We start from the raw sequence: 23,791 nt of genomic DNA, 5'->3' as shown, positions 1-23,791 counted from the left end.
CGGCGCGCTTTGTGACGTCTCGGCCTGCTGTGAAGCGCCGGATTCACCGTACAAAACACACACCAATAATAATCGCATCAAATGCGATGATGAATTCGCGTCGCTGAGGAGTGGGCTTCCATGAATGAAGACTTTTGGAAGGATAAGTACCCCGCCGGGATTGCTGCACAAATCAATCCAGACGAGTATCCGAATATTCAGGCGGTATTGAAGCAGTCCTGCCAGCGCTTCGCCAACAAGCCGGCGTTCAGCAACCTGGGCAAGACCCTCACCTACGGTGAGCTGTACGAATTGTCCGGCGCCTTTGCCGCTTACCTTCAGCAGCACACAGACCTGCAGCCCGGCGACCGAATCGCAGTGCAACTGCCCAACGTCCTGCAATACCCGGTCGCCGTGTTCGGCGCCATCCGTGCCGGGCTGATCGTGGTCAACACCAACCCGCTGTACACCGCGCGGGAGATGGAACACCAATTCAACGACTCCGGGGCCAAGGCCCTGGTGTGCCTGGCCAACATGGCCCATCTGGCGGAAAAGGTCGTGCCCAAAACCGCCGTCAAGCACGTGATCGTTACCGAAGTGGCTGACCTGCTGCCGCCGCTCAAGCGCCTGCTGATCAACAGCGTCATCAAGTACGTTAAGAAAATGGTGCCGGTCTACCACTTGCCGAAGGCGATCAAGTTCAATGATGTGCTAGCCAGGGGCCATGGTCAGACCGTCAACGAAGTGAGCCCGGCCAGCGATGAGGTGGCGGTGCTGCAATACACCGGCGGCACCACCGGCGTGGCGAAGGGCGCGATGCTCACCCATCGCAACCTCGTTGCCAACATGCTGCAGTGCAAGGCGCTGATGGGCTCCAACCTCAATGAAGGCTGCGAGATCCTCATCACGCCGCTGCCGCTTTACCACATCTACGCGTTCACCTTTCATTGCATGGCGATGATGCTGATCGGCAACCACAACATCCTGATCAGCAACCCGCGCGACCTGCCGGCGATGGTCAAGGAACTGTCGAAGTGGAAGTTCAGCGGCTTTGTCGGCCTCAACACCCTGTTCGTGGCGCTGTGCAATAACGAAGGCTTCCGCAAGCTGGACTTCTCGGCGCTCAAAGTCACCCTGTCCGGAGGCATGGCCCTGCAATTGGCGGCGGCCGAGCGCTGGAAGGCCGTGACCGGCTGCGGCATCTGTGAAGGTTACGGCATGACCGAGACCAGCCCGGTGGCCACGGTCAACCCGATCCAGCATATCCAGATCGGCACCATCGGCATCCCGGTGCCGTCCACGGTGTGCAAGGTCATCGCCGACGATGGCACCGAGCTGGCGCTGGGCGAGACCGGCGAGCTGTGCGTGAAAGGTCCGCAAGTGATGAAGGGCTACTGGCAGCGCGAAGACGCCACCGCCGAGATGCTCGACAGCGAAGGCTGGTTGAAGACCGGCGACATCGCGATCATCCAGCCCGACGGCTACCTGCGCATTGTCGACCGCAAGAAGGACATGATTCTGGTGTCCGGCTTCAACGTCTACCCCAACGAACTGGAAGACGTGCTGGCCGGCCTGCCGGGTGTATTGCAGTGCGCCGCCATCGGCGTACCGGACGAAAAGTCCGGGGAGATCATCAAGCTGTTCATCGTGGTCAAGCCAGGCGCAACCCTGACCAAGGATCAGGTGATGGAACACATGCGCGCCAACGTCACCGCCTACAAGGTGCCCAAGGCGGTGGAATTTCGCGATGTGTTGCCGACCACCAATGTGGGCAAGATTCTGCGACGTGAATTGCGCGACGAAGAACTGAAGAAGCTGGGCCTGAAAAAGTAACCCAATAAAAAACCCCGCCAATGCGGGGTTTTTATGGCCTGCACATTTTTTACAGGGCGAACTGCGCGAAGCTGATTCCCGCACCCGCCGGGCGCACGTCCTTGAGGTATGAATCCTTGTCCGCGCTCAACTCCAGGGTGATCTCCGGCTTGCGCTTGCCCGCATTGCGCACCACCAGCCCTTCCAGGTTCTCGCGCAGGAACAGCGTGGGCACTTTGAGGTGCAGCAACTGGTCGGTCTCGGCGTTGTGCATCAACAGGTGAATCCACTCGTACTGGCCCACGCCAATGCGCACCAGCGGCAGGTCGAACCACCAGATGTTGCGTTTGCGGTCCAGGTCGGTGAAGTGGCAGTTGTTGACGCCGAGTACGGCGCCGCCCAATGCCTGGTTTCTGCGAGCGATGGCCTGTGTCTTATCGAGTTTCATAACCTTCCTACGGGAGCTGTTATTCAGCATTTGAGCCTGAATCTGCCGGGCATTCTCGTGGGTTGGCCGCAAAACATAAAGCCAAACCTTTATGGGGCGATCAAATGCGGCCTGAAAATAATTGAAACTCTACAGAACAGCCCCGGGTCAATCTTCAGGTAGTCATTAAAAACCATTTGATTGTTATCAGGAGTAATACCATGGGCAGCACTTCCGATAAGGTAAAAGGCATGGCTAACGAAGCCGTCGGCAACGTCAAGCAAGGCGTCGGCAAAGCCACGGATAACGACAAACTGCGTGCTGAAGGCAAGGCTCAGGAACTCAAGGGCGAAGCCCAGCAAGCCGTTGGCAAGACCAAGGATGCGGTCAAGAATACCGTCGATAAAGCCTGACCCGGCACTGCGTTTGCGCACAACAGCGGCCATCCACGGATGGCCGTTTTTGTGTCAGCTGCTGCAACTAAACTTTGGAAATTGTTTCAAAGTCGCCAAATGGGCTACTTTGATGTAGAAAACGGCCCCTGAGTCGCCCACGAATCTGACCTTTTTGCGGCGAAAGGAGACGCTATGATCTTTCCAGTACTACAAGGCCTCAAGCTGCACAAGGTGCTGATGCGCACCGTCACCGAATTCATCGATGATGAGATGCCCACCTATGCTTCGGCACTGGCCTACCAGATGCTGTTTTCGCTGTTTCCCTTCCTGCTGTTCCTCATTGCCCTGATCGGTTTCCTGCACCTGCCGGACTTCTTCAGCTGGTTGCGCCTGCAATCGGAGCTGGTGTTGCCGCCCCAGGCGCTGGAACAGGTCAACCCGGTGATCGACCAGTTGCAGCAATCCAAGGGCGGCCTGCTCTCGGTCGGTATCGTGATCGCGCTGTGGACCGCTTCGGCCGGCGTGCGCCTGATGATGAGCGCAATGAACGCCGCCTACGACGTGGTGGAAGGCCGGCCGATCTGGAAGCGTTTCCCGCTGTCGATTTTCTACACCATCGGCATCGCCGGCATGCTGTTGGCCGCCGCCGCACTGATGGTGCTGGGCCCGCAAGTGATGGAGTGGCTGGCGGGGCAGATCGGCATGCAGGAATTCGTCGTCACCCTGTGGACCATCGTGCGCTGGCCGTTGATCGTGATTCTGCTGATGTTTGCCGTGGCCCTCATGTATTACGTGATGCCGGACGTGGAGCAGAAGTTTCGCTTCATCACCCCAGGCTCCGTGCTGGCCGTGGTGGTGTGGATCGTCGCGTCCCTGGGCTTTGGTTACTACGTTAAAACCTTCGCCGACTACAACGCCATGTATGGCAGTATCGGTGCGATTATCGTGCTGCTGCTGTATTTCTATATTTCCGCCGCCGTGCTGTTGCTCGGCGCGGAGATGAACGCCGTGATCGAACACATGTCGGCTGAAGGCAAGGACGCTGGCGAAAAGGAATTTGATGAGCCCGGCCACACCGATGAGAAACAGCATGTCTCAGGCTTAGGCCGAGACCATTCCAAGCCCACTCCCGTAGAGCCTGATCGATGATCCGTGACATCCTGAAAATGGGCGACGAGCGCCTGCTGCGCATCGCCGCGCCCGTACCGCCGGAAATGTTCGACAGCCCCGAGCTGTGGCAATTGATCGATGACATGTTCCAGACCATGGAACACGTCGGCGGTGTCGGCCTGGCCGCGCCGCAGATAGGCGTCGACCTGCAACTGGTGATTTTCGGTTTCGAGGCCAGCGAACGCTACCCGGACGCGCCGCCGGTGCCGCAGACCATCCTGATCAACCCGCTGATCACGCCGCTCAGCCCGGTGCTGGAAGAGGACTACGAAGGCTGCCTGTCGGTGCCCGGCCTGCGCGGGGCGGTCAACCGCTACCAGCAGATTCGCTACGAAGGTTTCGACCCCAAGGGCGAACCGATTGTGCGTTTCGCCGACGGCTTCCACGCGCGGGTGGTGCAGCATGAGTGCGACCACCTGATCGGCCGGCTGTACCCGTCGCGGATTACCGACTTCAGCAAATTCGGGTTTACCGACGTGCTGTTCCCTGAGCTGGAGCCGGCGGTAGAAGAGTAACCCTCTGACACCACATTGGTCTGCATTTCAGCTTTTTAAGCCCATTGCGATCAGCGGCTTGTTGCGTTTATAGCGCACCAGCCGCTCGCTGAGCGATTGCGGCAACAGCGTTTCCTGCGTGAATCCCATCCGGTCATACACACCCTGCAGGTCCGGGTGACAGAACAGCCACACCGTGCCTTCCACCTGCTCCACCGCTCGCAAAACCAGCCGCGTTGCCAGTTTTTGCCCACGATACGCCGGGTCGACGAACAGCCCCGTCAGCCAGTGCCCGCCCACCACCGGCGTCAGGCACAGCCCCGCGACGATCCCGGTGTCACGCGCCACCCATAACCGACCGCCCTTGAGCGCTTTCATCGATGAACCGTGGGCGCGGTAAAACTTGTTCAGCAGCGGCCAGAGCGGTTCGCTCAGCAATTGGATGGACACTTCGGACATGGTGTTCAGGTGCGCGTGATCAGGGGGCGAGGATTATAAGCGCGTTCGTTCATGGGTTAATCCATCAAGGTTTATATTCTTTTTGATCATATGAGGGTGAGTTTTAAATATTATTAAAGAATAAGCCTGCTTGTTAGGATCGCACCAATGGATCATCAAGAGGTTACCCATGAAACCACTAAACTACCTGCTGGCGGGCTCGTTGCTGGCGCTGACGTTGCTGGCCCAAACGGCACTGGCTGACGACCCCGAAACCTTGCGTGTGGGCTATCAGAAAGGCTCGGTGAGCATGGTGCTGGCCCGCGAGCACAAGCTTTTCGAGGCGGCGCTGCCGGGCACCCAAGTGCAATGGGTCGAATTTCTCGGCGGCCCGCCGCTGATGGAAGCGCTCAACGCCGGTAGCCTGGACATTGGCAATATCGGCGACATCCCGCCGATCTTCGCCCAGGCCGCCGGCATCGACCTGCAATACATCGCCGTCGAGCCCAATGACGGCAAGACCGAAGCGATTCTGGTGCCCAAGGCCAGCACGCTGCACAGCGTGGCCGAGCTCAAGGGCAAACGTGTCGCCTTGCTCAAGGGCTCCAGCGCTCACAACCTGTTCCTCAAGAGCCTGCTGCGTGCCGGGTTGCAGTGGCAGGACGTGAACGTGGTGTACCTGTCGCCGTCCGACGGCCGTGCCGCATTTGAACACGGCAAGGTGGACGCCTGGGTGGTGTGGGACCCGTATTACTCGGCCGCCGTGGTCGACGGTTCTGCCCGAGTGCTGGGCGACGGGCAGGGGCTCAACCCGGCGGGCAGCTTCTTCGTGGTCAGCAGCCGGTTCGCCAGACAGCACCCGCAGGCCATCGCCACGATCATTCAGACGTTGGGCAAGGCGCAGCGCCTGTCCCTGGACCAGCCGCAGGAAAGTATCGCGCTGATGGCCAAGACCCTGGGCCTGCCGCCGGCCGTGGTGAAACGTTACTTCGAGCACCGCTCACCCACGCCGCTCCGCCCGCTGACAGCCGCCGACATCGCTACTCAGCAAGGCACCGCCGATCTGTTTTTCGCCAACCGCCTGATCCCGAAAAAGGTCGATGTTCAGCAAGCAGTCTTCAAAGCGCCCTGAGCGTTCGTCCCGGCACTGTCGCCTTGCATAGCGCCTGGTCGTGGCTATGCTCATTCGAATGGAATGCGCCCTCAGCGCCGGGAATCAGGGAGATCCGACCATGTTCAACCTCCACCACAAAGCCGACCTGCTCGAGATCCAGCGTTTCTCCTGCGCCCTCACCGAATCCAATGCCAAACTCGCCGCCATCGGCTGCTCCATGGCCATGATCGAATTCGACCCTGCGGGGGTGATCCTCGATGCCAACGACAACTTCTGCACGGCCATGGGCTACAGCGTGGAAGACATTCGCGGCAAACATCACCGGCTGTTCTGCGAAGAGGCCTACACCCACACCGAGGACTACGCCACGCTCTGGCGTGACCTGGCGCGGGGCAAAGCCATCAGCGGCACCTTCATGCGTCTGAATAAACGCGGCGAGGAGGTTTGGCTGGAGGCCAGCTACATGCCGGTGCTGGACGACGAGCAGCGGGTGCTCAGCGTGATCAAAGTGGCGTCCGATATTTCCGCGCGGGTCCACCGGGAACACGAAAACCAGAGCCTGATCGATGCGATCAGCCGGTCCATGGCGGTGATCGAGTTCACGCCCCAAGGGCAGATTCTCAACGCCAACGACAACTTCCTGCGTACGGTGCAGTACTCGCTGGATGAAATCGTCGGCCAGCACCACAGCCTGTTTTGTCACCGCGAGGAGGTCGAGTCGCCGGCCTACAAGGCGTTCTGGGCCGCGCTCAACCGTGGCGAATACCACTCGCACCGTTTTGAGCGCAAGAACAAATACGGCAAGACGCTGTTTCTGGAGGCTTCCTACAACCCGATCTTCGACGCCAGCGGTCGGCTGTACAAAGTGGTGAAATTCGCCAGCGACATCACCGACCAGGTCACCACGTTGCGCACCGCTGCCGATTCGGCCCACGCCACCTCGGTGCAAAACGACGTCTGCGCGCGCAAGGGCTCGCAGGTGGTGCAGCAAACGGTGCAGATCATCGAAGACATTTCCCACGACCTGAACCAGGCCGCCGTGAGCATCGACGCGGTGAACAAGCAATCGGAGATCATCGGCACCATCGTGCAGACCATCCGCAGCATCGCCGAGCAAACCAACATGCTGGCGCTCAACGCCGCCATCGAAGCCGCCCGCGCCGGTGAGCATGGGCGCGGCTTTGCGGTGGTGGCCGACGAAGTGCGCAGCCTTGCCGCGCGCACCAGCCAGGCGACGCTGGAAATTGTCGAGGTGGTGCGCAAGAACCACGACCTGTCGGCGAGCGCGGTATCGAGCATGCAGTCGAGCTTGAACCGCACAGGGCTCGGGGTGGAGCTGGCCAATGAGGCGGGGCAGGTGATCCTGGAAATCCAGGAAGGCTCACGGCACGTGGTGGACGCGATCGGTCAGTTCAACTCGACGTTGCAATTGCAGTAACTCACCCACCCTGAAACCCCTGTAAAAGGGGGATCCCCTGTGAAAGGCGATACTGTGTGAAAGAGAATCCAATGTGGGAGGGGCTTGCCCCCTTCCACATTTGAATGCTTGGTTAGAGGGCCGCCAGCGCCTGTTTTACCGGCTCAGCCGGCGCGGTGGTCGACGCCACCTGCTGCTGTTCCTTCAACCGTGCAGCCACTTCCCTGGAAATCGCGTCCTGTTTTTCCTGCGGCAGCGCCTGCGCCTGCTCTTCGGTCAAACCCTGCTCCTTGAGCAGTTGCTCACGAATGCGTTCGCCCGGGGATTTGCTCATGTACTCGGTGAGTTCCGCGCGCGTGCCGGAGGCGGGCGCCGAAGCCTGAAGCTGCACGCGGGTCTTGGCAAACGCCTCGTCAATACGCCCGCTTGCCTTGTCCAGATCCTTCTGCGCGGCCGGCAGGGTCAGGGCAGGCTGCGTCGCCGCCAGCACGCCGCTGTACAGGGTGCTGGCGGCGGCATTGGCCGGGTCCATGTCGGGCCGATTGACCTGTTGAAGGTTCGAAACGGTTTGGGTGTTGTTGTTAACCAGCATGATCGGTCACCTGCGCAAATGTTCTGTGCCAACACCGGAGCAAATAGCGTGCCGTCCTCGCCGTGCCCATTTTATTGGGCCGCGGGCCGCCGTCGCGGCAACCGATGGCCCGGCGACGGCCAACCCTTGCCGTCAATGGGCGATGTTTTCCAGTGCCAGGTTGCGCGTACGCGGCCCGAACCAACTGATGGTAATCATCACGATCAGCATGCTGCTGGCGATAAACGCCAACACCCCCGGAGTGCCCAGCTGTTCGAGGATAAAACCGATCAACAGGCTGCTGAACACCGTCGACAAGCGGCTGAACGAGTAGCAGAAGCCGACCGCCCGCGCGCGAATATTGGTCGGGAACAGTTCGGCCTGATAGGAGTGGTAGCTGTAGCTCAGCCAGGCGTTGCAGAAGGTGATCATCACGCCGCAGAAGATCAGGCCCACAGCGGTGGTTTGCAGGGCGAACAGGCTGCCGAAGATCATCGCGCCCATGGCCGAACCAACAATCTGCCACTTGTTTTCAAAGCGGTTGGCCACCTTTACGAACAGCAATGGCCCCAGTGGGTAGGCGAGGGTGATGACGAACGCATACAACAGACTGTGGGTCACGCTGACGCCCTGGCCCGACAGCAGCGCTGGCAGCCAATTGCCAAAGCCGAAGAAACCGATGGCCTGGAATACGTGGAACACGATCAGCATCAGCGCGCGGCGGCGGTAGGGCGGTTGCCAGATATCGGCGAACCGGCCATTGCCCTGCACGTTGATCGCCTCGGGTTCCGGTTCATCCAGGGGTTTGCCGTGATCCTTGCGGCAGCGTGCTTCAAGGTTGTCCATGATGGCGCCGGCTTCGTCGAACCGACCTCGCTGCGCCAGCCAGCGCGGCGACTCCGGCAGGCGCTTGCGCAGTTGCCAGATAAACAGCGCAAACACCGCACTGCTCAGCACCACCCAGCGCCACCCGGCAATGCCGAACGGCGCCTGGGGCACCAGCCACCACGACATCAGCGCGACGGTCGGCACCGACAGGAACTGGATGAAAAACGCAAAGGCAAACGCCGAGCTGCGCATGCGCTTGGGCACCAGCTCCGAGAGGTAGGCGTCGATGGTCACCAACTCGATCCCCAGGCCAATGCCCACCAGAAAGCGCATGCAGATGATGCCCAGGGCTGAGGTCTGCAGGCCCATCAACACCGTGGCAACGGTGTACCACACCAGCGCGAAGGTAAAGATCGCGCGGCGCCCGAAACGGTCGGCGATGGGGCTGAGCAGGCTGGCGCCGAAGAACAGGCCGAGAAACGTCGCCGCAGCGAAGGCGGCCTGGTCGGAGAAACCGAACACACCTTCGCTGCCGATGTGGAACAGTCCGGCGCTGATCAGCCCCGGGCTGATGTAAGCGGTCTGGAACAGGTCATACAGCTCGAAAAAACCGCCAATCGACAGCAACGCCACCAGGCGCCAGATAGTCGCGACGGGAGGAAGGCGGTCGATGCGCGCACTGATATGGGCGGCTCGGACCGGATCGATGCCATCCGTGGCAGAGGCGGTGAGTGTCGTCATGAGGGACCCTTTGATGAGCGGTAAGGAGTGGCGTTCAGCGTCAAGCTAAACACGTTTACTTACAACTTAACGCGTGTCGCCCTGTTTTTTTCAGTTATGGCCGTCCAGGGCGAAGGTATGGAAGCCTGCATGCTGGGCCAGCCGCTGGTAGTAAGCCGCGACGGCGGGACAGTGCGGGCGCTGCATGGGTGTCATCTGCCAGCGGTGGACCGACAGGCCAATCAGGATATCGGCGAGGGTGAATTCATTGCCGGCCACGTAGGCACCGGTGCTCGCCAACTGGTGTTCGAGAATGCCCATCCTGTCGTTCCACACCTGCACGGCGGCGGCAATTTGTGCGGCATCCAGACCCTCCGGGTTGTTGCGCACCAGCGCGGTAAAGGCATCGCCCCAGGCGCGATTGAGTTCGACGGCTTGCCAGTCGATCCATTGCTCCACCCGGGCTCGCGGCGCGGGCTCGATGGGCAACAGGTCATGGCGCTGGTAAAGGCCCACGAGATAGCGGCAGATGGTGTTGGACTCCCACAGCACGCCGTGGTCGTCGATCATCACGGGTATCTGCGCATTGGGGTTGAGGGCGAGGAATTCAGCGGACTGGGTGGGCTTGAAGCCAATGCCCCAGTCCTCACGCACGTAGTCGATGCCCAGTTCCTGGCACGTCCAGAGAACTTTTCGCACATTGATGGAAGAAGTGCGGCCCAAGATTTTCAGTGAATGTCCCATGGTGCGCCCCTGGCAATTGAGAATGGTCAATCTAGCAGGGGATGCGAGGCGAGCACAGTCCGTAATATGTGGCGAGCGGGCTTGCCCCGCGTTGGACTGCGCAGCCGCCTAAAAACCATGCTCTGCGCGCCGGGATCTCCTTGATTGGGGGCGCTTCGCACCCCAACGCGGGGCAAGCCCGCTCGCCACAACAAGCCCGCTCGCCACAGCAAGTCCGCTTTGGGATTGGCTTTCAAGTGCGTGGCGTGTGTTGGTCCATCGCTTGGCCCACCAGCAACACGCTCAGCTCACTTAATTGATGAATGGCAAGCGCTACATCGCGGTGTTTGCCGGTGAGGTCGTCGGACAGGTCGAGCAGCAGGGTGCTGACGGAGCATACGGTTTCGTAGCTGTTGGTCAGCAGGGATTCAAGGGGAGTACCAGGTAGAACGGTGAAGAGGGTGGTTGGCGTTTTTTCTATTTCTTTGATCATTTGAGCATCCTGGAAATGAGCCGCCGCCGTATCGCTACTAAACAATGGGTGGCAGCTGTACGCAGGTTAGTAGACCGGTGGACACTCAAAGCCGGCGCACCCGAAGATGCCCTGCGCACAACCGCCATCAAACACAGATGGGGCTCATGCACTAGGAGTGACCAGAAATCAGGCTACTAAACCCGATCACCGAGAAATTCGGCGACCGACAAACCTTAGACAGACCCACCCTGGCGCACAAGCCGGCGGATTCTGACGTAAGCGTAGGCAACGGAGCAAGGCGCTTACCGCAATGTCAGCCCCTTCCTACAGGCCTCCTACGTACTCTCCCTCACCTGCAGCTCAAACCCCATATCGACCACCGGTTTGGCGATCCGGTTACCCGCCATGATCGTTAACAAATGCTCCGCTGCTCGCCGGCCGATCGCCTCCCGGGGCGTGCTGATGCTGCTCAGGCGCGGCACCATGAACGAAGACGCCGGCAAGTCGTTGAACCCCAGCACCGCCACTCGCTCCGGCACCTGAATGCCGTGGCGCATGGCTTCGAGCAGCGCGCCATGAGCCAGGTCGTCGTTGCCGAAAAACACCGCGTCCACGTCGGGGTGCGCCGCCAGCAACTGCAGGAACAGTTCGCCGCCCAGGCCCACGGAAGACGGGCGCGGTGTCAGTATTTCCAGCGCCGGGTCGTACAGGCCGGCCTGTTGCAGCGCCCGGCGAAAACCTTCGCCGCGCAGCAGGGTGCGCTGGTCCAACTGCGCGCCGATATAGGCCAGGCGTTTGCGCCCGCGTGACAGCAAATGCGCGGCGGCCGTTTCGCCCGCCGCCAGTTGCGAGAACCCCACGCAATTCACCCCGGCGTTGGGGTCCAGGTCCATCATGTACACGCAGGGCACGTTGCTGGATTCGACCATTCGTCGTGCGCTTTCGGTGCGATCAAAGCCCGTCAGCAGCAGGCCGCGTGGCTGGTAGGCCATGTAGTTGCGCAGCAGGTTTTCTTCTTCGTCGCGTGAATAGTGGGAGTTGCCGATCAGCACTTCGAAGCCCTTGGGCCGCAGCACCTGGTGGATGGCCTCGAGGGTTTCGATAAACAAAAGGTTGGACAACGACGGCACCAGCACCACCACCGAATGGCTCTGGGCCGAAGCCAGGGCGCGGGCGGCGGGGTTGACCACATAGTTGAGCTCGGCGGCGGCCTGCCGCACCTTTTCGGCCAATTCCGTGGCCACGCTGCTGATACCGCGCAAGGCGCGCGAGGCGGTGATCGGGCTGACGCCGGCCAGACGGGCGACTTCGTTGAGGGTCGGGCGACCCGTGGTGCGCGTGTTCTTATCGTTCTTGGAGGTCATCAGGCGGCTTGCCAAACAAAAATCGAGGCACTAAGGTAGCGCTGTCTCCAAAGGGCTGCAAATGAAGAACTCAGGGTTGCCTGACCCGGTTCAGCGCTTGAAGCAAGCCATTTGGAACGGATGCACGCGTCACTCCATATAAAGAAGACAAGACGGCGCGGGAAAAGCCTGTTTTTTGCACTAACCTTACGGCGTGCAAAGGTAGCGCTATCTGCGTCCTGAGGTGTTTCATGAGTCAACCTGTTACCGCCCTGGTCATCATGGGTGTTTCCGGCTGTGGCAAGTCCAGCGTCAGCGAGGCCCTGTGCCGCCTGAACGGCGCCACCGCCATCGAAGGCGACAGCTTTCACCCTGCCGCGAACATCGAAAAGATGAGCGCCGGCCACCCCCTCAACGACGACGACCGCGCCGGCTGGCTCGACATCCTCTGCGATGAACTGCGCCGTTCGCTCAAGGCCGGCGAGCATCCCGTGCTCACCTGTTCGGCCCTCAAGAAGAAATACCGCGACCACCTGCGCGAAGCCGCGCCTGGCTTGGGGTTCGTGTTTTTGGAGCTGACCCGTGCCGTGGCCGCCGACCGCGTGTCCCATCGCCCCGGCCATTTCATGCCGGCCAGCCTGATCGACAGCCAGTTCGCCACCCTTGAATCGCCCAAGGGCGAACCGCTGACCCTGGCCCTCAACGCCAGCGAAGACAGCGTCGAGGAACTGGCCGAGCAAACCAATGCCTGGTGGCTCAAGCACGGTTTTGAACCGACTCATTGATTTTTTGCCGGAAGAGATAGCGCTATCCCCGGCAGGAAATTCAACACCCGCTTTAATAACAACAACAAACAGGAGAGACCCCCCATGTTTGGCATGTCCCACGAGTCCTACCTGCTGCTTGATGCAGTGGTCACTATCATCGGGTTGATCGTACTGATCACCCAATTCAAGGTGCACCCGTTCATTGCACTGATCATCGCGGCCGGCTTTCTCGGCCTGACCTCGGGCATGCCCGTGGACAAAATCATCAAGGCCTTCCAGGACGGTTTCGGCGGGGTGCTCGGCTTTGTCGGCATCATCCTTGCGCTGGGCACCATGCTCGGCAAGATGATGGCCGAATCCGGTGGCGCCGATCAGATCGCCCAGACCCTGATCCGCGCCTTCGGCAAGGAAAAGGTGCAGTGGGCGATGATGTTTGCCGCGTTCCTGGTGGGCATCCCGCTGTTCTTCGAGATCGGCTTTGTGCTGCTGATCCCGCTGGTATTCATCGTCGCGCGGCGCACCGGCGTGTCGCTGATCAAGATCGGTATTCCGCTGCTCGCCGGCCTGTCGGCGGTGCACGGCCTGGTGCCGCCGCACCCGGGCCCGCTGCTGGCCATTGGCGTGTTCGGTGCGGACATCGGCAAGACCATCCTGTACGGTCTGATCGTCGCGTTGCCGACGGCCATCATCGCCGGGCCGATCTTCGGTACGTTCATTTCCAAATACATTCCGGGCAACCCGTCCCAGGAACTGGTGGACCAACTGGCCCGCGAGCCGGAAGCGAAAACCCTGCCGAGCTTCGGCATCACGCTGGTCACCGTGCTGTTGCCAGTGTTCCTGATGCTGCTCAAGACCTTCGCCGACATCGGCCTGCCGGATGGCCATGTGGTGCGCAACTGGATGGACATGATTGGTCACCCGATCACCGCGCTGTTGCTGGCGCTGCTGCTGTCGCTGTACACCTTTGGCCATCGTCAGGGCATCCATTCCAAACAGATCCTCAAGCTGCTTGACGCGAGCCTTGCACCGACCGCCGCGATCATCCTGATCATCGGCGCCGGCGGTGGCTTCAAGCAGATGCTGGTGACCAGCGGCGTGGGCGACGTGATCGGTCATATGGCGGTGAGCGCGCAGATCAATCCGATCCTGCTGGCCTGGCTGGTGGCGGCGGTGATTCGTGTGGCCACCGGTTCTGCGACCGTGGCGACCATTACCGGCGCGGGCATCGTGGTGCCGGTGGTGGGCATGATCCCGGGGGTCAACCGTGAGCTGCTGGTGCTGGCGACGGGGGCGGGGTCGTTGATTTTGTCTCACGTCAACGATGCGGGGTTCTGGCTGGTCAAGCAGTACTTCAACATGACGGTGGTCGAGACGTTCAAGACCTGGACGGCGATGGAGACCATCCTGTCGGTGGTGGCGTTGATCTTCATCATGTTGCTGTCGCTGGTGGTGTAATCCACACCGCAAAACAACGGTGTGAACCCAATCCAATGTGGGAGGGAGCAAGCCCCCTCCCACAGGTGTTACAGCATTGAATTCAGGCCTTGGTAACCAACCCATCCGCCCGGAACATCCCGCGAATCCCGCGCACCGCCTGGCGAATCCGGTCCTGGTTTTCGATCAGCGCAAAGCGCACATGATCATCGCCATACTCGCCAAAACCGATGCCCGGCGACACACACACCTTGGCCTCCAGCAGCAATTTCTTGGCAAACTCCAGCGAGCCCATGGCGGCGTACGCCTCGGGGATTTTTGCCCACACGTACATCGACGCCTTGGGATTCTCGACCATCCAGCCCAGTTCATGCAGGCCCTTGACCAGCACATTACGGCGCTGGCGGTACTGCTCGGCGATGTCCTTCACGCACTGCTGGTCGCCTTCGAGCGCGGCAATCGCCGCCACTTGCAGCGGGGTGAAGGTGCCGTAGTCGTGGTAACTCTTGATCCGCGCCAGCGCGTTGACCAGTTCCGGGTTGCCCACCATGAAACCGATGCGCCAGCCGGCCATGTTGTAGCTCTTGGACAGGGTGAAAAACTCCACCGCAATGTCCTTGGCGCCGGGCACCTGCATGATCGACGGCGCTTTCCAGCCGTCGTAGACGATATCGGCGTAGGCCAGGTCATGCACCACCAGCACGTCGTACTGCTTGGCCAGCGCGATCACCCGTTCAAAGAAGTCCAGCTCCACGCATTGCGCGGTCGGGTTGGACGGAAAGCCGAGGATCATCATTTTCGGCTTGGGAATCGAACCACGGATCGCCCGCTCCAGCTCGTCGAAAAAATCCACGCCCGGAATCAGCGGTACCGAACGCACCTGGGCGCCGGCAATCACGGCACCATAGATATGAATCGGGTAGCTCGGATTGGGCACCAGCACGGTGTCGCCCTGATCCAGGGTGGCCAGCATCAGGTGCGCCAGGCCTTCCTTGGAACCGATGGTGACGATGGCCTCCGACTCGGGGTCGATGTCCACTTCATAACGGTCCTTGTACCAGCGCGAAATGGCCCGGCGCAGACGCGGAATACCTTTGGAAGTGGAGTAGCCGTGGGTGTCTTCACGCTGGGCGACGGTGACCATTTTTTCCACGATGTGCGGGGGGGTGGGGCCGTCAGGGTTACCCATGCTCAAGTCGATGATGTCTTCGCCGCGCCGACGCGCAGCCATCTTCAGCTCGGCAGTGATATTGAAAACGTAGGGGGGGAGTCGATCTATGCGCGCAAAGCGGCGCGGCAAAACTTGGTCGGCCATTGTTGCCTCGAAGTACGTAAGCGCCCGGAACCGTCCGAGCGACGTCGGCCACTGCGGTGGCCTGCGGCAGACAATACGGTCGATGATGGCCAGTTGTCCATATGCGTGGGAAAAATTTCTGCATGGAGTGGGGCACTGATATGCCCCTATACTCGACGCGGGTTTGTTCCCTCATAAGAAGGAGACTGTTCGTATGGATCAGCAGACAAAACAACCGTTGGAGCCGCGCATGGAAGCGGGCAGGGCCATGGTGATTGCAGGCGTGAAAGGGCGTTATTCCAAGGCCACCGTCGGTGACATCCCGCGCCTGTGGGAGCTGTTCGACACCTGCATCAAGGACATCGGCAAACGCGTCGGCGGGGTGACCTATGGCGTGTGTCATAACGCGCACCATGGCGAATTCGACTACATGGCCGGTGTTGAAGTACCCACCAAAGGTGATGTACCCGGCAACTTCGAATCCATCGACATCGCGCCGCTCAATTACGCCGTATTCACCCATCACGGGCCGGTGCAGGCACTGGCACAGACGTACGAGCGCATCATGTTCGAATGGCTGCCGCCGTCGGGCTACAAGGTCGTGGGGGCGGATTTCGAGCGTTACAGCGCGGACTTTGACGGGCGCAAGGGCACCGGCACGGTAGAGGTCTGGTTGCCGGTTGGGCAGAAGGTCTGAGTCAGCAGCCGACGTCACGTAAACATGACATTCGTCTCTGAAAGTCCTGTTTACGTGACATTTACCGTCATGAATCAAACGCCCGGCGCAACCTGCGCTCATACCCGATCCGCCCCTTGTACGCCTCCCCGCTGTCTACCCAACCCGCCCGCAGGTACAAGCCCATCGCCGCCGCGTTGTCACTGTCCACCGACAATTCCAGTGCCTTGATCTGCGGCCAGGTTTCAATGGCCACAGCGGGCAGCGCCAGCAGGCAAGCCTTGCCAAACCCGCGCCCTTGCTGGCGCCGATCCACCTGCAACGCGTGCAGCGTCGCGCTGTGTTCGTCGGCCCAGTGGGGCAGGCAGGGCGGGCGCTTGAGCAGCAGGAAGGCGACGGGAATCTCGTCGGCCAGCAGGGCAAAACCCTTCACCCCTGGGCTGGGGTTGGCCAGCAGCGTATTGAGGGCGCAGTGCATGTCGCCGGAAAACGGCAGTTGCTCGGGGTGAACTTCAATGTCGCTGAGTTGCTGTTGTTGTACAGCGCTCAGCGCTTCGTAGGAAACAAGGCGGGTTTGCATAGGGAAAACCGAACGGCGCAGTGAGGAAAGCAGTTTAACGCCTTCCCTGATCGCCCAGACAACGAAGATCACTCCTGTGGCGAGCGGGCTTGCCCCGCGTTGGGGTGCGAAGCGCCCCCAATCAAGGAAAACGCGGTGTACCTGATACGGCTCAGCGCCTGGTTTTGGGGCTGCTGGGCAGCCCAACGCAGGACAAGCCTGCTCGCCACATTTAACTGCACGGCATTAGGGCAAGCCCGCTCGCCACCATCACAACAAGCCTGCTGGTCACACGCAAATGCCCTTTGTCTGACGGTTCAGTCAAGCATCTGCCCCAGCAACCAGCTCCCCGCCGGTCCCGGTGGTCGTTGCCGCGACCACAACGCGTCCATCGCCACCGACCGCGGCCAGCCGCGCACCTTGAGTTCCACCAGGCTGGCATTGCCGAAGCGCTCCACCAGCCAGCGGGGCAGGGGCGCCCAGCCGAAGCCCAACTGCGCCATTTCCATCAGCATCAGGTAACTGGCGGCCGACCATACGCGCCCGGCCGCGCGGTTGTCGTAGGGTTTGACGATGCTCGCCAGACGCAACTCGCGGTGCTGTTTCAAGTGCTGTGGGTCCACCTGTGCAAGGCGCGCCAAGGCATGCTGCGGTGATACGAACAATGCGGTTTCGGTGCGCTCCTGCACCGGCGAACTCGTGAGGTCGGGCGGGTAGACGTCCTGCTGCTCGATAAACGCCATGTGCGCCCGGCCGCTTTGTACCAGGTCGACCAGGTCATCGCATTCAGCGATCAGCCATTCCAGCTCCAGGTCCGGGTAACGTTCGGCAAAGGCGAGGATCGCGGTTTCGAAGCGCGGCGACTGGTAGGTGTCCGACATGGCAATCGTCACCTTCGGCTCCAGGCCCTGTGCCAGTTGACTCGCCGCCAGTTGCAGGCGGCTGCTGGCCTCCAGCACCTGTTCCGCCCGTTGCAGCAGCAGGTGCCCGGCCGGGGTCAGCGTCGGTTTGCGGCTGCTGCGGTCGAAGAGCACCACATCCAGGTCAATCTCCAGGCTCGCCACCGCCGCGCTGATGGTCGACTGGCTCTTGCCCAGCTTGCGCGCCGCCGCTGAAAAAGAGCCCTGGGTGGCGGCCTGCACAAACGCCTGCAGCACTTCGTGAGAGGCCATGAGGTATCGCCTTGGTCGATGGTTATTGGTTATGAAGTATCGGTGAGAGGGGTGAACATGGCAACCGTCGTCAATCACGGAGCCGGGGCATGAACCCTACCAAGTCGATCACTGAACGCGTTTGCCAGGCCCTCGGTTTCGAGGGCCTGGCCTTGTTGATCTGTACGCCGTTGCTGGTGTGGATCACCGGCAGGCCAGCCCTGGAAATGGGCGCGGTGACCTTGGGCATGAGCCTGCTGGCGCTGACCTGGAACGTCATCTTCAACAGCCTGTTCGACCGCCTCACGTTGCGCCTGCAACTCTCGGGTGGTGCCTGGACACGGGTGCTGCACGCACTGATGTTCGAAGGCGGACTGATCATCGTGGCCGTGCCGTTGATTGCGGCGTGGATGAAGATCAGCCTGCTGCAGGCCCTGATGCTCGACATCGGCGTGCTGCTGTTTTTCCTGCCATACACCTATGTGTATCACTGGGGCTACGACGTGCTGCGCGACAGGCTCCTACAAAAACATGCCGCCCGACGCCTCGATGCGTTGCCCGGTGATCCATGCGCTGCCGTCGGCCAGCAGGCTGGTGATGGCGCCGCCGATATCATTCGGTAAACCGACGCGGCCCAGGGCGGTATTGTTGGCGACCATGGCGTTGAGACCGGCGTTGTCGCGCACGGCGCCGCCGCCGAAGTCGGTTTCAATGGCACCGGGGGCGAGGACGTTGACGCTGATGCCACGGGCGCCGAGCTCCTTGGCCTGATAGCGGGTGAGCACTTCCATCGCACCTTTCATTGCGGCGTAGGCGGCGTAACCGGGCAGGCTGAAGCGCGCCAGTCCGCTGGACACGTTGAGGATGCGCCCGCCGTCGCGAATCAACGGCAACAGCTTCTGGGTGAGGAAGAACGGGCCCTTGAATTGAATCGCCAGCAACTGATCGAACTGCGCTTCGGTGGTCTCGGCAAAGCTTGCGTGAATGCCGATCCCGGCGTTGTTGACCAGAAAGTCGAAGTGGTCCTGTGCGAAAACATCTCTGAGCACGCGGGCAACGTCACCAGTGAACGCGTCGAAGGTGGTGCTCTGGCCTACATCCAGTTGCAGCATCGCGGCGCGGCCGCCCAGTTGCTCGATTTGCGTTACCAGCGCCTGCGCCTCGTCGGCCTTGCTGTGATAAGTGCCGATAATGTCCACACCCTGCGCTGCCAGGTGCAGGGCGGCGTTTTTGCCCAGGCCACGGCTGGTGCCGGTGATCAATGCGATTTTACGGGTCATGGTGAGTACCTCTGCGTATGGGGGTGGAATAAGTGTATTTGTCCGACCTCAACGTGATAAACAGCGCTATACCGGAATCACTGGCCGGATAAGGCGAACAATCCATGAACAAGCTTGAGCTGCTGCGCACCTTTGTGCGGGTCACTGAACTGTCGAGTTTTACCCTGGCGGGCGAGCGCCTGGGACTGCCGCGCTCCACCGTGTCCGAGCATGTGCAGGCGCTGGAGGAACTGCTGGGTGCGCGCCTGTTGCAGCGCACCACGCGCAAGGTGCAGGCGACCCAGGACGGCCTTGTGTTGTATGAGCGCAGCAAGGATCTACTGGCGCACATGGAGGAACTCGAAGGGCTGTTTCGTCAGGACGAAGCGCAACTGGCGGGACGCATTCGCGTGGACATGCCCAACGTGATGGCGCGGGACCTGATCCTGCCGCGTCTGCCCGACTTCATGCACGCGCACCCGCTGATCGAGCTGGAAATCAGCACCACCGACCGCCAGGTCGACCTGCTCGCCGAAGGGTTCGACTGCGTGCTGCGCGTGGGCGCACAGCCGGACCAGAGCGTGGTGGCCCGCTGGCTGTGCAGCCTGCCGATGCTCAACTGCGTGAGCGCCACCTACCTGCAACGCTTTGGCACGCCGCACACGCTCGCCGACCTCGCTAATCACCACCTGGTGCATTACGTGCGGCCATTGGGTTCACGCTCGGCGGGCTTCGAATACCTGCAGGGCAACAAGGTGCAGCGCTTGCCCATGGCAGGGCGGGTCACGGTCAACAGCACCGATGCCTACAAGTCGGCGTGCCTGGGCGGCTTCGGGATTATCCAGGTGCCAGCCCTGGGCCTGAGCGCGGAACTGGCCAGCGGTGAACTGGTGGCGGTTTTGCCGGACTACCCGGCACCGCCGCTGGACGTGTCGCTGCTGTACGCCGGGCAGCGGCATTTGCCGTTGCGCGTGCGGGTCTTCATGGACTGGCTGGCCGGCGTGCTGCAAGCGCAGCTCTAGCGCCGCGCCGACAACTGCTGCGGCGCCAGGAACGCGTCGTGGAAGTAGTCGCGAAACGCCTGCATCGCCGGGGTGAACGCGCGCTCGCGGTGCCAGGCCAGGCCCACGCTCATGGGCGTTACCGGGTCGGTGACGGTCAGCGTTTCGATGCGCTTGCCCTCCAGGGACCAGGGCCGGTGCACCAGGTCGGACAGGATCGCCACGCCGCTGCCATTGGCGACCATGCTGCGCACCGCTTCCACCGAACTGGTGCGCAGCCGCACGTTTGGCGTCTGCCCGGCCTGTTCCCAGTAGCGCATGGCGCTGTGTTCGGCCTCGTCCACGGTAAGCAGGATATAGGGCTCCTGCGCCACGTCCGACAGGCTCACTGCACCCCGTTCGCACAACGAATGGTGGCTGGGCAGCCACAGGCGGCGTTCGGAGTTGAACAGGATTTCCGAGACGATGGCCGGGTGCGTGAGGTTGGCGGTGAGCACCACGGCCATGTCGAACCCGCCGTCGAGCAGGCCCTGTTCGATGGCCTGGCGCTCCTGTTCGAACACCTCGATGGTCACGTCCGGGTGCCAATGCGCCATGCGTTGCAAGTGGTGCGGTAAAAAATAGCCCAGCACGGTGTAGCTGGCGGCCACGCGCAGCACGCCGCTGGCGCGGTGGTCCGGCAAGGGGCTGTTCAGCGCGTCGTCGACACTGCGCACGATCACATAGGCGCGGTTGAGAAAGTGTCGGCCTGCGTCGGTGAGGTTCATGCCCTGGGCCGAGCGCATGAACAACTGCACGCCGAGCATGGCTTCCAGCTCCTTGATCGCGGTGGTGACCGCCGATTGGGAGATGTTCAAGTGAATCGCCGCCTGGGAAATCTGACCGATTTCGGCGGTGGCGACGAAGTAGCGAACCTGGCGCAGGGTAAGGGACATGGCTTTATCTGATTTTCAGAAGATGCCTCATCTGATAATAGATCTTCCCAAGGGGTCAAGGGGCAGCCTACTTTCCCTGCAACCCCTTTGACGGAGCGCACGCCATGCAGGCAGTGGATTTCAATTCAGACATGGGCGAAGGCTTCGGCCCCTGGACCATCGGCGATGGCGTCGATGCGGAGTTGATGGCCTATATCAGCTCAGCCAATATCGCCACCGGCTTTCACGCCGGCGACCCCGGCACCATGCGCCGCACCGTGGCGCGCGCCAAACAGCTGGGCGTCGCCATCGGCGCGCATCCGGGCTTTCGCGACCTGGTCGGTTTCGGCCGCCGCCATATCAACGCGCCGGCCCAGGAGCTGGTGGACGACATGCTCTACCAGCTCGGCGCCCTGCGCGAAATCGCCCGGGCCCAAGGCGTGCCCCTGCAACACATCAAGCCCCATGGCGCGCTCTATATGCACCTGGCCCGCGACGAGGAAGCCGCGCGCCTGCTGGTCCACAACCTGCAAATCATCGAGCCGACGCTGTTGCTGTACTGCATGCCCAACTCGGTGATCTGGCACGTTGCCAGGGAGCTGGGGCAACCCGTGGTGCGCGAGTTCTACGCCGACCGTGAGTACGACCTCAGCGGCTCCATCGTGTTTACCCGCAACGTGCGCGCGCTGGATCCGGCCACCGTGGCGGCGCGGGTGCTGCGCGCGTGCCAGAGCGGGTGGGTGCGTACCGTGGAAGGCGAAGACCTGTTCATCCAATTCGATTCCATCTGCCTGCACAGCGACACCCCCGGCGCGCTGGAACTGGTGGAAGCCACCCGCGAAGCGCTGGACCGCACCGGTATCGACGTCAGCCCCCCCCAATAAGATCGACTCCCTTACTTTTTTGCCTGCCTTTCTACAATGATTCCAAGAGGAACAGACATGGCTGAAACGTCCCCCATCCGCTACAGCTTCGGCGCTGATGAACACCTGTTCGCCGAGGTCAGCGACAGCATGTCCCTGGAGGCCTTCTTCACAGGCATGGCGGTAACCCGCGCGGTGGAGCGTCTGGCGCTGGAAGGCGTGCTGGATATCTGCCTGGCCAACGCCTCGTTCCAGATCCGCTTCGACCCGGACCGCATCGCGCCCCACGTGTTGCTCGACGCCGTGCAAAGCGCCGAGGCCCAGGCCGTGGCCGAGCGCACCCTGCACACGCGCATCATCGAAATTCCGGTGCTCTATAACGACCCCTGGACCCATGAAACCCTGATGCGTTTTCGCGACCGCCACCAGGACCCCAGCGGCACCGATCTGGAGTACGCCGCGCGCATCAACGGCCTGGCCGATGTGGACGCGTTCATCGACGCCCACAGCGGCGCGCCGTGGTTTGTGTCGATGGTCGGCTTTGTGGCGGGTTTGCCATTCATGTTCCAGATGGTCGAGCGCGCGCGGCAGTTGCAGGTGCCCAAGTACCTGCGCCCGCGCACCGACACGCCCAAACTGACCCTGGGCCATGGCGGCTGTTTCGGCTGCATCTACTCGGTGCGCGGCGCCGGCGGTTACCAGATGTTTGGCGTGACCCCGGCACCGATCTACGACCCGGCGCAGCAGTTGGCCTACCTCAAGGAGCACATGGTGTTCTTTCGCCCTGGGGACATCGTGCAGTTCAAGCCGATTGACCGTGATGCCTATGACCTGGCGGTGGCTGAGGTGGACGCCGGGCGCTTCGACCTGCGCATTCGCCCGGTGGAATTTTCCCTCGACGCGTTTCTCGCCGACCCCGTCGGCTACCCGAAAACCCTGCAGGAGGCGCTGGCATGATCAAGGTGCTCAAACCTGGCCTGGCCACCTCCGTGCAGGACCTGGGCCGCGAAGGTTATTACCACCTGGGCATCCCGCCTTCGGGTGCGCTGGACCAATACGCGCTGAGCGCGGCCAACCACCTGGTGGGCAACCCGCTGGGGGCGGCGGGGCTGGAATGCACCTTGATCGGCCCTGAGCTTGAGTTTACGCAGGACGCGTTGGTGGCACTCAGCGGCGCCTTGATGTCACCGCGCCTGGACGGCGAGGTGGTGCACCAGGACACCGCCTTTGCGGTGCGCGCCGGCCAGGTGCTGCGCTTCGCGTTTCCGGTGGCCGGCGCACGCACATACCTGGCCGTGGCGGGCGGCATTGATGTGCCGGTGGTGCTCGGCAGTCGTTCCACTTATACCCTGGGCGCGCTGGGCGGTTTCCATGGCCGGCGTCTGCAGGAGGGTGATGTGTTGCCGGTCGGTGAAGCCAGCGGGGCTGGCCGTGACGGCAATAGCCTGCCGATGGCCCTGCGCCGTTCGGTGGGCGGCGACGTAACCCTGCGCGTGGTGCCGGGGCTGTATTACGAGCGCTTGACCACGGGCGCGAAAAGCAGCTTTTTTGCCGAACCCTGGACGGTGGGCTCCGAGGCCGACCGCATCGGCTATCGCTTCAAGGGCGGCAGCGCGTTGAGCTTTCAGCCACGGGAGCAGCCGTTTGGCGCCGGTTCCGATCCGTCGAACATTGTCGACAGCTGCTACCCGATTGGCTCGATCCAGGTACCGGCGGGTCTGGAGCCGATCGTGCTGCACCGCGACGCGGTGTCGGGCGGCGGCTATGCCATGATCGGCACCGTGATCAGTGCCGACCTGGACTTGATCGGGCAGATGCAGCCCAACCAGCGGGCGGGGTTTGTGGCGGTCAGCCTGGAAGAGGCACTGGAGGCGCGGCGCGTCTACAAAAAGCGCCTCAATATAATGGCCGGGTTATTCACGTCCTGAAAAACACAGAAAACCTCTGTGGGAGGGCGCAAGCCCCCT

26 protein-coding genes and 1 pseudogene are annotated in these 23,791 nt (G+C 61.7%); 15 read left to right on the top strand and 12 right to left on the bottom strand.

All coding sequences use genetic code 11. From position 1 onward, the window contains the following. The first annotated feature begins 120 nt into the window (after positions 1–120). Complete coding sequence (gene fadD1 / locus TU79_RS05695; RefSeq protein ID WP_057007113.1) at positions 121–1,812, top strand: long-chain-fatty-acid--CoA ligase FadD1; 1,692 nt, start codon at positions 121–123, stop codon at positions 1,810–1,812. Between the two features lie 49 nt (positions 1,813–1,861). Here fadD1 and TU79_RS05690 read toward each other — a convergent pair whose 3' ends face one another. Beyond that, positions 1,862–2,239 (bottom strand): hypothetical protein, encoded by a 378-nt coding sequence (locus TU79_RS05690; protein ID WP_057007112.1) that lies wholly within the window; start codon positions 2,237–2,239, stop codon positions 1,862–1,864. Positions 2,240–2,439: 200 nt separating this feature from the next. Between TU79_RS05690 and TU79_RS05685 the strand changes: the two genes are divergently transcribed. The 3 genes from TU79_RS05685 to def all read left to right on the top strand — a co-directional run bounded on the left by TU79_RS05685 (position 2,440) and on the right by def (position 4,298). Then, positions 2,440–2,631, top strand: coding sequence for a CsbD family protein (locus tag TU79_RS05685; RefSeq protein WP_003237824.1), 192 nt, complete (start codon positions 2,440–2,442; stop codon positions 2,629–2,631). A gap of 174 nt (positions 2,632–2,805) precedes the next feature. Continuing rightward, positions 2,806–3,762: a YihY/virulence factor BrkB family protein gene (locus TU79_RS05680; protein WP_057007111.1), complete on the top strand. Its 957-nt coding sequence runs from the start codon at positions 2,806–2,808 to the stop codon at positions 3,760–3,762. Next, positions 3,759–4,298: a peptide deformylase gene (def, locus tag TU79_RS05675; RefSeq protein ID WP_057007110.1), complete on the top strand. Its 540-nt coding sequence runs from the start codon at positions 3,759–3,761 to the stop codon at positions 4,296–4,298. The genes TU79_RS05680 and def overlap by 4 nt, the downstream gene beginning before the upstream one ends. Before the next feature lie 27 nt (positions 4,299–4,325). Here the strand turns inward: def and TU79_RS05670 are convergent, their stop codons facing one another. Continuing rightward, a complete protein-coding gene (locus TU79_RS05670) occupies positions 4,326–4,736 on the bottom strand; it encodes a GNAT family N-acetyltransferase (RefSeq protein ID WP_057007109.1) in 411 nt (136 codons plus the stop codon). 169 nt (positions 4,737–4,905) lie between these two features. On the opposite strand from TU79_RS05670, the gene TU79_RS05665 reads away from it, so the two are divergent. The 3 genes and pseudogenes from TU79_RS05665 (at position 4,906) to TU79_RS26820 (ending at position 7,267) form a co-directional block, all read left to right on the top strand. Then, the gene (locus TU79_RS05665; protein WP_057007108.1) at positions 4,906–5,847 is read left to right on the top strand and encodes an aliphatic sulfonate ABC transporter substrate-binding protein; all 942 of its coding nucleotides are present in this window, start codon (positions 4,906–4,908) and stop codon (positions 5,845–5,847) included. A 46-nt stretch (positions 5,848–5,893) separates the two neighbouring features. Then, positions 5,894–6,724: pseudogene (locus tag TU79_RS26825) on the top strand (PAS domain-containing protein); the annotation flags it as partial. Continuing rightward, entirely contained in the window at positions 6,698–7,267 is a 570-nt protein-coding gene (locus TU79_RS26820) for a methyl-accepting chemotaxis protein (RefSeq protein WP_414896180.1), read from the top strand. The pseudogene TU79_RS26825 and the gene TU79_RS26820, both read left to right, overlap by 27 nt. A 112-nt stretch (positions 7,268–7,379) precedes the next feature. Here TU79_RS26820 and TU79_RS05655 read toward each other — a convergent pair whose 3' ends face one another. The 5 genes from TU79_RS05655 to gntR form a co-directional block, all read right to left on the bottom strand. After that, positions 7,380–7,838, bottom strand: coding sequence for a hypothetical protein (locus tag TU79_RS05655; RefSeq protein WP_057007106.1), 459 nt, complete (start codon positions 7,836–7,838; stop codon positions 7,380–7,382). Between the two features lie 132 nt (positions 7,839–7,970). After that, positions 7,971–9,386, bottom strand: coding sequence for an MFS transporter (locus TU79_RS05650; RefSeq protein ID WP_057007105.1), 1,416 nt, complete (start codon positions 9,384–9,386; stop codon positions 7,971–7,973). 90 nt (positions 9,387–9,476) lie between these two features. Continuing rightward, the gene (locus TU79_RS05645; protein WP_057007104.1) at positions 9,477–10,109 is read right to left on the bottom strand and encodes a glutathione S-transferase family protein; all 633 of its coding nucleotides are present in this window, start codon (positions 10,107–10,109) and stop codon (positions 9,477–9,479) included. Between the two features lie 232 nt (positions 10,110–10,341). Beyond that, entirely contained in the window at positions 10,342–10,581 is a 240-nt protein-coding gene (locus TU79_RS05640; protein ID WP_057007103.1) for a DUF6124 family protein, read from the bottom strand. 317 nt (positions 10,582–10,898) lie between these two features. Then, complete coding sequence (gntR, locus tag TU79_RS05635) at positions 10,899–11,930, bottom strand: HTH-type transcriptional regulator GntR (protein WP_162276087.1); 1,032 nt, start codon at positions 11,928–11,930, stop codon at positions 10,899–10,901. Between the two features lie 227 nt (positions 11,931–12,157). On the opposite strand from gntR, the gene TU79_RS05630 reads away from it, so the two are divergent. After that, positions 12,158–12,691, top strand: a complete 534-nt coding sequence (locus TU79_RS05630) for a gluconokinase (RefSeq protein WP_057007101.1) — start codon at positions 12,158–12,160, stop codon at positions 12,689–12,691. An 84-nt stretch (positions 12,692–12,775) separates the two neighbouring features. Beyond that, entirely contained in the window at positions 12,776–14,128 is a 1,353-nt protein-coding gene (locus TU79_RS05625; protein WP_057007100.1) for a GntP family permease, read from the top strand. An 82-nt stretch (positions 14,129–14,210) separates the two neighbouring features. On the opposite strand, the gene alaC is transcribed toward TU79_RS05625, so the two are convergent. Continuing rightward, positions 14,211–15,422, bottom strand: coding sequence for an alanine transaminase (alaC, locus tag TU79_RS05620; protein ID WP_057007099.1), 1,212 nt, complete (start codon positions 15,420–15,422; stop codon positions 14,211–14,213). Positions 15,423–15,615: 193 nt separating this feature from the next. Here alaC and TU79_RS05615 point away from each other — a divergent pair, with 193 nt between their 5' ends. Further along, a complete protein-coding gene (locus TU79_RS05615) occupies positions 15,616–16,098 on the top strand; it encodes a GyrI-like domain-containing protein (protein ID WP_057007098.1) in 483 nt (160 codons plus the stop codon). 67 nt (positions 16,099–16,165) lie between these two features. Here TU79_RS05615 and TU79_RS05610 read toward each other — a convergent pair whose 3' ends face one another. After that, a complete protein-coding gene (locus tag TU79_RS05610) occupies positions 16,166–16,657 on the bottom strand; it encodes a GNAT family N-acetyltransferase (protein WP_057007097.1) in 492 nt (163 codons plus the stop codon). 296 nt (positions 16,658–16,953) lie between these two features. Next, positions 16,954–17,808, bottom strand: a complete 855-nt coding sequence (locus TU79_RS05605) for a LysR family transcriptional regulator (RefSeq protein WP_057007096.1) — start codon at positions 17,806–17,808, stop codon at positions 16,954–16,956. A gap of 89 nt (positions 17,809–17,897) precedes the next feature. On the opposite strand from TU79_RS05605, the gene TU79_RS05600 reads away from it, so the two are divergent. Continuing rightward, the gene (locus TU79_RS05600; RefSeq protein ID WP_057007095.1) at positions 17,898–18,410 is read left to right on the top strand and encodes a multidrug/biocide efflux PACE transporter; all 513 of its coding nucleotides are present in this window, start codon (positions 17,898–17,900) and stop codon (positions 18,408–18,410) included. Here TU79_RS05600 and TU79_RS05595 read toward each other — a convergent pair. After that, positions 18,309–19,067, bottom strand: a complete 759-nt coding sequence (locus TU79_RS05595) for an SDR family NAD(P)-dependent oxidoreductase (RefSeq protein ID WP_057007094.1) — start codon at positions 19,065–19,067, stop codon at positions 18,309–18,311. The two genes, TU79_RS05600 and TU79_RS05595, sit on opposite strands and share 102 nt — an antisense overlap. Positions 19,068–19,171: 104 nt before the next feature. Here TU79_RS05595 and TU79_RS05590 point away from each other — a divergent pair, with 104 nt between their 5' ends. Next, entirely contained in the window at positions 19,172–20,068 is an 897-nt protein-coding gene (locus TU79_RS05590) for a LysR family transcriptional regulator (RefSeq protein WP_057007093.1), read from the top strand. Here the strand turns inward: TU79_RS05590 and TU79_RS05585 are convergent. Continuing rightward, positions 20,065–20,982: a LysR family transcriptional regulator gene (locus TU79_RS05585; RefSeq protein WP_057007092.1), complete on the bottom strand. Its 918-nt coding sequence runs from the start codon at positions 20,980–20,982 to the stop codon at positions 20,065–20,067. The genes TU79_RS05590 and TU79_RS05585 overlap by 4 nt on opposite strands. A gap of 104 nt (positions 20,983–21,086) precedes the next feature. Here TU79_RS05585 and TU79_RS05580 point away from each other — a divergent pair, with 104 nt between their 5' ends. From TU79_RS05580 to TU79_RS05570, 3 genes are read left to right on the top strand one after another with little or no spacing between them, the layout of a single operon-like run. Beyond that, complete coding sequence (locus tag TU79_RS05580) at positions 21,087–21,845, top strand: 5-oxoprolinase subunit PxpA (protein WP_057007091.1); 759 nt, start codon at positions 21,087–21,089, stop codon at positions 21,843–21,845. 57 nt (positions 21,846–21,902) lie between these two features. Next, positions 21,903–22,781: a 5-oxoprolinase subunit B family protein gene (locus tag TU79_RS05575; RefSeq protein ID WP_057007090.1), complete on the top strand. Its 879-nt coding sequence runs from the start codon at positions 21,903–21,905 to the stop codon at positions 22,779–22,781. Then, positions 22,778–23,752 carry a 5-oxoprolinase subunit C family protein gene (locus TU79_RS05570; protein ID WP_057007089.1) on the top strand — a complete coding sequence of 325 codons (975 nt, stop codon included), beginning with the start codon at positions 22,778–22,780 and terminating at the stop codon, positions 23,750–23,752. Before TU79_RS05575 ends, TU79_RS05570 begins: the two co-directional genes overlap by 4 nt. Positions 23,753–23,791 lie beyond the last annotated feature (39 nt).

Source organism: Pseudomonas trivialis, from assembly GCF_001439805.1.
Lineage (GTDB): Bacteria > Pseudomonadota > Gammaproteobacteria > Pseudomonadales > Pseudomonadaceae > Aquipseudomonas > Aquipseudomonas trivialis.
This window is presented reverse-complemented; position numbering and strand designations above follow the sequence as displayed.

Bases quoted from the DNA above. Each gene is read 5' to 3' on its own strand.
- fadD1 (WP_057007113.1), top strand. From the start codon at position 121: ATGAATGAAGACTTTTGGAAGGATAAGTACCCCGCCGGGATTGCTGCA.
- TU79_RS05690 (WP_057007112.1), bottom strand. From the start codon at position 2,239: ATGAAACTCGATAAGACACAGGCCATCGCTCGCAGAAACCAGGCATTG.
- TU79_RS05685 (WP_003237824.1), top strand. From the start codon at position 2,440: ATGGGCAGCACTTCCGATAAGGTAAAAGGCATGGCTAACGAAGCCGTC.
- TU79_RS05680 (WP_057007111.1), top strand. From the start codon at position 2,806: ATGATCTTTCCAGTACTACAAGGCCTCAAGCTGCACAAGGTGCTGATG.
- def (WP_057007110.1), top strand. From the start codon at position 3,759: ATGATCCGTGACATCCTGAAAATGGGCGACGAGCGCCTGCTGCGCATC.
- TU79_RS05670 (WP_057007109.1), bottom strand. From the start codon at position 4,736: ATGTCCGAAGTGTCCATCCAATTGCTGAGCGAACCGCTCTGGCCGCTG.
- TU79_RS05665 (WP_057007108.1), top strand. From the start codon at position 4,906: ATGAAACCACTAAACTACCTGCTGGCGGGCTCGTTGCTGGCGCTGACG.
- TU79_RS05655 (WP_057007106.1), bottom strand. From the start codon at position 7,838: ATGCTGGTTAACAACAACACCCAAACCGTTTCGAACCTTCAACAGGTC.
- TU79_RS05650 (WP_057007105.1), bottom strand. From the start codon at position 9,386: ATGACGACACTCACCGCCTCTGCCACGGATGGCATCGATCCGGTCCGA.
- TU79_RS05645 (WP_057007104.1), bottom strand. From the start codon at position 10,109: ATGGGACATTCACTGAAAATCTTGGGCCGCACTTCTTCCATCAATGTG.
- TU79_RS05640 (WP_057007103.1), bottom strand. From the start codon at position 10,581: ATGATCAAAGAAATAGAAAAAACGCCAACCACCCTCTTCACCGTTCTA.
- TU79_RS05630 (WP_057007101.1), top strand. From the start codon at position 12,158: ATGAGTCAACCTGTTACCGCCCTGGTCATCATGGGTGTTTCCGGCTGT.
- TU79_RS05625 (WP_057007100.1), top strand. From the start codon at position 12,776: ATGTTTGGCATGTCCCACGAGTCCTACCTGCTGCTTGATGCAGTGGTC.
- alaC (WP_057007099.1), bottom strand. From the start codon at position 15,422: ATGGCCGACCAAGTTTTGCCGCGCCGCTTTGCGCGCATAGATCGACTC.
- TU79_RS05615 (WP_057007098.1), top strand. From the start codon at position 15,616: ATGGATCAGCAGACAAAACAACCGTTGGAGCCGCGCATGGAAGCGGGC.
- TU79_RS05610 (WP_057007097.1), bottom strand. From the start codon at position 16,657: ATGCAAACCCGCCTTGTTTCCTACGAAGCGCTGAGCGCTGTACAACAA.
- TU79_RS05605 (WP_057007096.1), bottom strand. From the start codon at position 17,808: ATGGCCTCTCACGAAGTGCTGCAGGCGTTTGTGCAGGCCGCCACCCAG.
- TU79_RS05600 (WP_057007095.1), top strand. From the start codon at position 17,898: ATGAACCCTACCAAGTCGATCACTGAACGCGTTTGCCAGGCCCTCGGT.
- TU79_RS05595 (WP_057007094.1), bottom strand. From the start codon at position 19,067: ATGACCCGTAAAATCGCATTGATCACCGGCACCAGCCGTGGCCTGGGC.
- TU79_RS05590 (WP_057007093.1), top strand. From the start codon at position 19,172: ATGAACAAGCTTGAGCTGCTGCGCACCTTTGTGCGGGTCACTGAACTG.
- TU79_RS05585 (WP_057007092.1), bottom strand. From the start codon at position 20,982: ATGTCCCTTACCCTGCGCCAGGTTCGCTACTTCGTCGCCACCGCCGAA.
- TU79_RS05580 (WP_057007091.1), top strand. From the start codon at position 21,087: ATGCAGGCAGTGGATTTCAATTCAGACATGGGCGAAGGCTTCGGCCCC.
- TU79_RS05575 (WP_057007090.1), top strand. From the start codon at position 21,903: ATGGCTGAAACGTCCCCCATCCGCTACAGCTTCGGCGCTGATGAACAC.
- TU79_RS05570 (WP_057007089.1), top strand. From the start codon at position 22,778: ATGATCAAGGTGCTCAAACCTGGCCTGGCCACCTCCGTGCAGGACCTG.